The organism is Kitasatospora sp. NPDC001261 (assembly GCF_042896795.1).
Lineage (GTDB): Bacteria > Actinomycetota > Actinomycetes > Streptomycetales > Streptomycetaceae > Kitasatospora.
The window spans coordinates 54480-62238 of record NZ_JBIAXP010000016.1; the positions used below are offsets into that span (position 1 = coordinate 54480).

Annotated in this window: 5 protein-coding genes; 3 read left to right on the top strand and 2 right to left on the bottom strand. The window is 73.6% G+C overall.

Annotated elements, in window-relative coordinates:
- Nucleotides 1-12: 12 nt before the first annotated feature.
- Both ACFY4B_RS22140 and ACFY4B_RS22145 read right to left on the bottom strand, forming a co-directional pair.
- The gene (locus tag ACFY4B_RS22140) at nt 13-981 is read right to left on the bottom strand and encodes an ABC transporter permease (protein WP_380775360.1); all 969 of its coding nucleotides are present in this window, start codon (nt 979-981) and stop codon (nt 13-15) included.
- Between the two features lie 11 nt (nt 982-992).
- Nucleotides 993-2576: an ABC transporter substrate-binding protein gene (locus ACFY4B_RS22145; RefSeq protein WP_387970084.1), complete on the bottom strand. Its 1584-nt coding sequence runs from the start codon at nt 2574-2576 to the stop codon at nt 993-995.
- A gap of 224 nt (nt 2577-2800) precedes the next feature.
- Here ACFY4B_RS22145 and ACFY4B_RS22150 point away from each other — a divergent pair, with 224 nt between their 5' ends.
- The 3 genes from ACFY4B_RS22150 (at nt 2801) to ACFY4B_RS22160 (ending at nt 7646) form a co-directional block, all read left to right on the top strand.
- Nucleotides 2801-4501 (top strand): DUF885 domain-containing protein, encoded by a 1701-nt coding sequence (locus tag ACFY4B_RS22150; protein WP_387970087.1) that lies wholly within the window; start codon nt 2801-2803, stop codon nt 4499-4501.
- A 303-nt stretch (nt 4502-4804) separates the two neighbouring features.
- Complete coding sequence (locus ACFY4B_RS22155) at nt 4805-5140, top strand: DUF5132 domain-containing protein (RefSeq protein ID WP_387970090.1); 336 nt, start codon at nt 4805-4807, stop codon at nt 5138-5140.
- A 208-nt stretch (nt 5141-5348) separates the two neighbouring features.
- The gene (locus tag ACFY4B_RS22160) at nt 5349-7646 is read left to right on the top strand and encodes an ATP-binding cassette domain-containing protein (RefSeq protein WP_387970093.1); all 2298 of its coding nucleotides are present in this window, start codon (nt 5349-5351) and stop codon (nt 7644-7646) included.
- The last annotated feature ends 113 nt before the right edge of the window (nt 7647-7759 follow it).

A 7759-nucleotide genomic window follows, 5' to 3' on the forward strand; every position in this document is an offset into this window, starting at 1 on the left:
GAAGGCTCATGGTCACATCTCCCTGATCGCCGAGCGGGGGTCGAGCACGGCGAGCAGCACGTCGACCAGGAGGCCGGCGAGCAGCACGGTGGTGCCCAGCACCAGCACCATCGCCTGGACCACCGGGTAGTCCTGGGCGACCACGGACTGCGCCATGGCCGAGCCGATGCCGGGCCAGGCGAAGACCTTCTCGACCAGCACGGTGCCGGCGATCAGGCCGGGCAGCAGGCTCCCGGCGACGGTGAGCGCGGCGGTGGCCGTGTTCGGTGCCGCGTGCCGCAGGTAGTACCGCGCGGGGGACAGCCGTTTGCTCCGGGCGGTGCGCAGGTAGTCCTCGTCCAGCACCTTCAGCGCCTCCACCCGGACGATGCGCAGCAGGACGGCGGTGGGCGCGAGGGAGAGGGCGAGGACGGGCAGGACGAAGGACTCGACGCCCGCCGCACCGGCCACCGGGAGGAGTTGGAGGCCGACGGCCAGCAGCGCGGTGAGTCCGGCGGCCAGGACGAAGTCCGGGACCCCGGTCAGGCCGGCGGTGACGGCGGTGAACGCCAGCTCGGTGCGCGGGCGGCGGCCGTCGCGGGTGCGGACGGCGGCGAGCAGGCCGCCGGGCAGGGCGACGGCGAGGGTGGCCAGGAAGGCCAGCCCGGCGATCTCCAGGGTGGCCGGCAGCCGGGTGCGGACCAGCTCCGCGACCGGTGTCCCGGTGGTCAGCGAGGTGCCGAGGTCGCCGTGCAGGAGGCCGCCGAGGTAGTGCCGGTACTGGGACAGGAACGGCGCGTCGAGCCCGAGGCTGTGCCTGCGGGCGGCGACCAGGGCGGGGGCGGCGTCGACGCCGAGCGCGGCGCGGACCGGGTCGCCGGGGACGAGGCGGATCATCGCGAACGAGGCGGTGAGGACGACCGCGAGGGAGAGGAGCAGCCGGACGGTGCGGCGGCCGAGGAACACGGTCCAGGGGTGCCGCAGCAGTCGGGGTACGGACATGGTGGCCCCGGTCACTGGTGGAGGCGGATGCTGGTGGGGACGAGCTGGCCGCCGAAGGTGGTGGTGAAGGTGGTGCGGTGGCCGTACACGCCGCTGCGGCCGTCGGCGATCGGCAGGGCGTCGGCCGCGCGGAAGAGCGCGGCGGCGGCCCGGTTCCAGGTGCCGCAGCCCGCCGTGTCGGTCTCCCGGAGGGCCTGGGCGACCAGGGCGTCGTACTCGGGGTTGCGCACGCCCGCGAAGTTGAGGCCCTGGGCGGGGGTGGGGCCGGAGAAGAAGGGGATGAAGCCGACCGGCAGGGCGAAGCCCGGCGAGGTGCCGACCACCACGTCGAAGTCGGCGCTCTGGTACATGGCGTTGACGAGGGCGGGCAGGCTCTCGCTGACCAGGTCGACCCGCGCGCCGAGCGCCGTCCACTGCCGGGCCATCAGCTCGGCGACGGAGGTGAGGGTCGGGCCGAGGTCGGGGCTGGTGATCAGGCGGAGCCGCAGCGCCCGGCCGTCCTTGGTCAGCGGGCCGCCGGGGGAGCGGGTCCAGCCGGCCGCGCGCAGGGCCTCGGCGCCGTCCTGGGCGGGCAGGTTGGCGTCGGCGAGGTCGGCGTGGCAGAGGGCGCCCTCGGCGCCGAAGTCGGTGGCGGGGCGGCCGGTGCCGCCGACCGCGACGTTGGCGAGCCCCTGGCGGTCGAGGGCGGAGACCAGGGCGCGGCGCAGCGCCGGGTCGGCGAGGGCCCGGCCGGGGCGCTGGTTGAAGAAGGTCAGCCCGACCACGGTGGCCACGTCGGTGACGGCCAGGCCGTGGCCGGTGAGCCGGGCGCGGTCGGGACCGTTCACGTTCGCGATGTCGACGCCCCCGGTGAGCAGCAGGTTCGCCGCGGTGGAGGCCTGGGGGACGACGGCGATGACGATGTGCGCGGGGAGGCCGGGCTCCGCGGTGGTCGCCCCGGCGGGCCCCCAGGTGTAGCCGTCGCGGACGGTGAACTCGTAGGGCCCGCCGGGGGCGTAGCGGGTGAGCACGTAGGGGCCGGTGCCCTGGGTGGTGCGGTCCAGCGACCGGGGGTGGTCGAGGCCGGCCGGGCAGACGATCGGCAGCAGGCCGATGCTGCGGGTGAGGAACGGGAAGGGGGCGGTGGTGGTCGCCGACACCGTGCCGGTCGTGTCGTCGGCGGTGGTGGTGAACGGGACGTTCGGCAGGACGGTCTGGGCGCCGGCGAGCTGGTTGGCCGGGTCGCCCGCGTAGCTGAGGGACCGGGCGACGGCGGAGGCGGTGAGGGGTGTGCCGTCGGAGCAGGTGACGCCCGGGCGGAGGGTGAAGTCGGCGGTGGTGGCGGTGGCCTGCCAGGACGTGGCCAGGCCGGTGACCAGGGTGCCGTCGGGGGCGACGTTCACCAGGGAGTCGTAGGCGTAGCGGGCCTGGGAGGCGCCGAAGGTGGAGTACGGGTCGAAGCTCGGGGTCTCGCCGGCCGCCGCGATCCGGACGGTCCCGCGGTCCACCAGGGGGGTGCTCGTCGAGGACGTGGCAGTGCTGCCGCAGCCGCTGAGCGCGAGGGCGGCAGCGGTCAGGGCGGCCGCGAGGGCGGCCGGCAGGGGGCGACGGAGCATGGCGTCATGGTGCCACCGGGCCTTGGCGGTGGCGAGTCAACTCACCAAGGGGAAGGGCGTGTTCGATTGAAGGGGGTCGGCTCTCCCGCCTTGTCGGGAGCCGCGCGTGCGCCGGGCGCGGGATGTCGGCGGGGCGATTCATATTCACTCGTTCGAGGGGTGTCGGGGCCTGTCCGTCGTCTGCCGGGTGACCTGGCGGTCCGTCGTCGCCACACTGTGTCGACATGACGACGAACGAGCCGGGCCGTGAGGTGGGCCATCTGGCGGACCGCTACTGGGAGTTCCTGCTGGAGCGGGAGCCGTTGCTGCGGGTCCGCCAGGGGCTCCCGGTCGAGGCGCTGCCGGGGGCGTCGTTCGCCGAGTCCGAGGAGCGGGAGCGGTTCGCGGCCGGTGTGCTGGAGCGGATGCGGCCGCTGGACGGCGCGGAGCTGTCCGGTGCCGATGCCGACACCGCGGCCGTCCTCGTGGCGCTGGCGGAACAGGAGTTGCGCGCCCACCGGTGGTACTGGCTGACGCCCGCCGCCACGCCGTACCGGCTCTTCCCGCTGTCGCTGTACGTCGATGCCGTCCTGGGCGCCTTCCGCTTCGCCGAACCAGCCGACGGTGAACGGTACGTGGCGCTGGTGCACGACCTCGCGCGGATGGTCGGCTCGATCGGTGACAAGGTGGCCGGCCAGGCCGCGCGCGGCTTCCGGGTGCCGGCGCCGGCCCTGGCCGGGGTGCGGGCCACGGTCGAGGGCCTGCGGTCCTCCGCCGGGCGCCGGGTCACGGTGGCGGACGACCGGCTCGGTGGGCTCGGGCCGGCCGGGCGCGGACGCCTCCGGGACGGTGTCCGGCGGCTGGTGGAGGCCGAGTTGGCGCCGGCCTTCGACCGGCTGCTCGGGTGCGTCGACGACCCGGCGTACCCGGGAGGGGCGCCGCGGGACGTCGGGTGGGCGCACTACGAGGGCGGCGAGGAGGCCTACCGGGACTTCGTCCGGACCCACACCGGGAGCGACACCGGGCCCGAGCGGCTGCACGAGCTCGGCCGTGACCAGTGCCGCGAACTGGCCGAGCGGATGCGGGAGGTGCGCGAGGCCCTCGGCTTCCACGGCACCGAGGCCGGGTTCCACGAGCGGCTGCGGACCGAGTCCCGGTTGTACGCCCGGACGCCCGAGGAGGTCGAGGCCCGGTTCCGCGGCCACCTCGACCGGCTGGAGCCGCGGCTGCCGCAGTGGTTCGCCACCTTGCCGACCGCGCCGTACGGGCTGGCCCGGCTGGACCCGGCGCTGGAGCCGGGGATGACCTTCGGGTACTACGAGGCCCCGACCGCGGCCAGTGCGGTCGGGCGCTACCGCTACAACGGCTCGGACCTGGACCGGCGGTCCCTGATCGGCTCGGCCTCCCTGATCTACCACGAGCTCGCGCCCGGGCACCACTTCCACCTCGCCCGGCAGGCGGAGGACGCCGCGCTGCCGCGACTGCGCCGCGAGGCGGCGGAGTTCGGCGCGTTCAACGAGGGCTGGGCCGAGTACGCGGCGGGGCTCGGCTGGGAGATGGGCCTCTACGAGGACCCGTGGGACGCGTACGGGCGTCTCGCGCAGGAGCGGTTCACCGCGCAGCGGCTGGTCGTCGACACCGGGCTCAACCTCGGGACGATGGACCTGGCGGGGGCGCGGGACTTCATGCGCGCCAACTCCACCGAGGAGGACGGCCAGATCGCCTCGGACCTGTTGCGGTACTCGACGGACCTGCCGGGGCAGGCGCTCTCCTATCGCGCGGGCTACCTGGAGTTCGTCCGGCTGCGGGCGGAGGCGGAGGCCGGCCGGGGTGCCGGGTTCGACGTGCGGGCCTTCCACGAGGCGGTGTTGGGAGGTGGCGCGCTGCCGTTCCCCGCCCTGCGTCGGCGGGTGGCGCGGGAACTGAAAGTTGTGACTGATCGATAAATAATATTATCTGACCAATTGATTGGCGTACATACAAGCGTTCGTTCTGGGTTATGTTCGGATTGCACTCGCACGAGTGAATCCCCTTGGGAACGTTTGGTTTTGGTGAGCTCGACTCGACTACGGTGACGGAGGAGCGGGCGGTGGACCCCATCGGCGAGGAGTTTCGGTTCCGCGGGAAATCCGCGAGGGGAACCGGTCATCCCGCGAGACGGGTACCTCCGTCCGTCCTGCTGTGCGCGCTCCGGAGTCCGAAGCGCCCGGGTCCCCTGTCATCCGTCTGCGTAGAGAGATGGGAACACCATGCCGCCCGTAGTTCCGCCGTTCCTGATCGGTCTCGTCGTCGCGCCGCTGGCCAAGCGCCTCCTCAAGCCGCTGGTGCGCGGTGTCGTCAAGACCTCCGTCGGCATCGTCATGGAGGTGAAGAAGGCCGCCCACGAGGCCGGCGAGAACATCCACGACCTCGCGGCCGAGGTGGCCGCCGACGTGGTGGCGGCCCAGGTCACCTCCGGTGAGGGTCACCGCGCCGCCGAGCACGCGGCCCCGGTCGAGGAGAAGGCCGGGGCGACCGCCCCGGGCGACGCCGAGGCGAGGGCGCCGAAGATCCGCGCGACCGCCGGTGCCGGCAAGGTGAACTGACGCACCGTCATTTCCTGATTCATCGTCATGTCCTGACCCACCGCCTGGACGCACGCCACGACCGAACTCGCGCGCCGTGTCCACGCGGTGGCCGGCCGAGGGCCTTCCGGCCGCATCGCCCGCCCGTTCAGAATTCCGCTCCGTCGCAGTGTTCCGTCATGCCCGATGGCGGATCGTTCGCGACCTCTGCAAACAGGTGATCGTACACATGCCATCTCTGCTGGGTGCCGCGGCCGGATTCCGCTCCGTGGATCCGGACGTGAGCCCGCGCTCGGTCATTCCGGGCCGCCAGCGCTGGGACGTCAAGCTGGTCCTCGGACGGCCGAGGACGGCCGAAGTCCTCGCGGCGGCGCTGCGTCGCGTCCCCGGGATCACCGAGGCGCAGGTGAACCCGATCACCGGTGGGGTCCTCGTCCGGCACGAACCGCTGCTGCCCGCCGCGGATGTCGGCCGGATCCTGCGCCGGGTGGTCGCCCGGGTCGCGGAGGGTCCGGTCAGGACCGCCCCGCCGGCGGCGGCCCGGCCCGCCGTCGGACCGGGGACGCGGCCGGACCGCGCTCCCGTCCTGCGCCCCGTCCTCGCCGTGGGCGGCGGGGCGGCGGCCGGCCTCGCGCTGATCCGCGGGTCGGCGCTGAGCAGGCAGCTGGTGGCACTCGGCGGGGTCGCCGTCGCGACGGTCGCCGTCGTCCGGACGGCATGGCGTCGAGCGGTCGAGCGGACCAGGGAGCTGTCCGGGTCCGGCAGCGGCCGGCACCCGCTGCGGGAGGTCGTCGGGCCGCACCGCCGGCGCCTCTACCGGGCCTCCGCGCTCTCGGTCGCCTGCCAGGTCTCGGAGATGGCGCTCGGCACCTTCCTCGGCTGGACCGCCCTGGTCCTCATCAAGGGCGAGGCCGCGCCGCTGGTCCGCTTCGGCCTGACCACCGCCACCGCCCAACTCTGGGGCCTGGCAGGGCTGGTGACCGTCGCCTGTGCCGCCGTGGCAGGCCTCTCGTACGCCTCGAACCTCCAGTGGCGCGGGCTCGGCCAGGACATCGAGCACGACTGGCGCGGCCGCACCTACGCCCATGTGCAGCACCTCGAACTGGGGCAGCTGGAAGGCGAGCGGACCAGCCGGATCGCCGGCGTGCTCACCGACGACGTCCGGCAGCTGGGCAGCTTCTTCGCCACCTCGGCCAACGACGTGCTGCAACTGGGCACCAGCCTGGCCCTGTTGGTGCCGGCGTTCCTGCTGCTGGCCCCGCAGATCGCCTGGATCGCGTTCCTGCCGATCCCGGTCATCGCCTGGCTGTCGCTCCGCTACCAGGACAGGGCCGCGACCGACTACGCCGTCTCCGGCGAGCGCCGGGCCAGGCTGCACAGCCAGCTGGTGAACACCCTGGAGGCCGGCGCCACCGTCAAGAGCTTCTGCACCGAGGACTACGAGGCCGAGCGCATCGACCGGCTCAGCGGGGAAGCCCAGGAGAGCAACCGGCAGACCGACCGGGGCACGATCCGGCACGCCGAGGTCGTCCGGGTCTGCACGACGAGTTCGATGGCCGGCACCCTGCTGCTCGGCGGCCGGTCGGTGCTCGACGGCACCCTGCGGTTCGAGGTGTTCAGCCCGCTGATCGGGCTGCCGCAGATGGTGATGCTGCGGATGAACCGGCTCGGCGGCATCGTCGACCAGTACCAGCGCACACTCGCCGCCTACGACCGGGTCCACCGGCTGGAGGCCCTGCCCGCCGAGACCGAGGGCACCGGGGAAGCGCTCGACGTCGCGACGGTGAAGGGCGAGATCGTCCTCGACGGCGTGACCTTCGCCTACCCCGGACGGCCGCCGGTCCTGGAGGACCTCTCGCTGACCATCCCCGCCGGGCGGGTCACCGCCCTCGTCGGCGCGACCGGCTCCGGCAAGACGACCGTCGCCAAGCTGCTGATGCGCTTCCAGGACGCGGAGTCCGGCAGCGTGCTGCTCGACGGTCGGGACGTGCGCGACCTGCGCCGGCGCGACCTGCGCCACGCGATCGGGTTCGTCGCCCAGGACGCCTTCCTCTTCGACGGCACCATCGCCGACAACATCCGCTACGGCAGTTTCGGCGCCTCGGACGAGGCCCTGGTGGAGGCGGCCACGATGGCCGAGGCCCACACCTTCATCGCGACGCTGCCGGACGGCTACGACACGGTGATCGGTGAACGCGGCGCCGCCCTCTCGGGCGGCCAGCGGCAGCGGATCGCCCTGGCCCGGGCGATCCTCAAGGACTCGCCGGTCGTCGTCCTCGACGAGGCCACCTCGGCCGTCGACAACGAGACCGAGGCCGCCATCCAGCGTACGTTCCGGGTCTTCGCGGCCGACCGCACGATGGTCGTGATCGCCCACCGGCTCTCCACCGTCCGCCACGCGGACCGGATCTACGTCATGGACAAGGGCGGCGTCGTGGCCGAACAGGGCACCCACGACGAACTCATCGCCCGGCACGGACTCTACGCATCCCTCTGGCAACTCCAGGCCGGCGAACTCGCCGCCTGACCGCACCAGGCCGCTCCGCTCGCCGACAGCGTGATGCCACCCACCAGGCCGCTCCGCTCGCCGACAGCGTGACGCCACCCACCAGGCCGCTCCGCTTGCCGACAGCGTGATGC

Coding starts and splice junctions, on each gene's coding strand:
- ACFY4B_RS22140 (WP_380775360.1), bottom strand. CDS start 981: ATGTCCGTACCCCGACTGCTGCGGCACCCCTGGACCGTGTTCCTCGGC.
- ACFY4B_RS22145 (WP_387970084.1), bottom strand. CDS start 2,576: ATGCTCCGTCGCCCCCTGCCGGCCGCCCTCGCGGCCGCCCTGACCGCT.
- ACFY4B_RS22150 (WP_387970087.1), top strand. CDS start 2,801: ATGACGACGAACGAGCCGGGCCGTGAGGTGGGCCATCTGGCGGACCGC.
- ACFY4B_RS22155 (WP_387970090.1), top strand. CDS start 4,805: ATGCCGCCCGTAGTTCCGCCGTTCCTGATCGGTCTCGTCGTCGCGCCG.
- ACFY4B_RS22160 (WP_387970093.1), top strand. CDS start 5,349: ATGCCATCTCTGCTGGGTGCCGCGGCCGGATTCCGCTCCGTGGATCCG.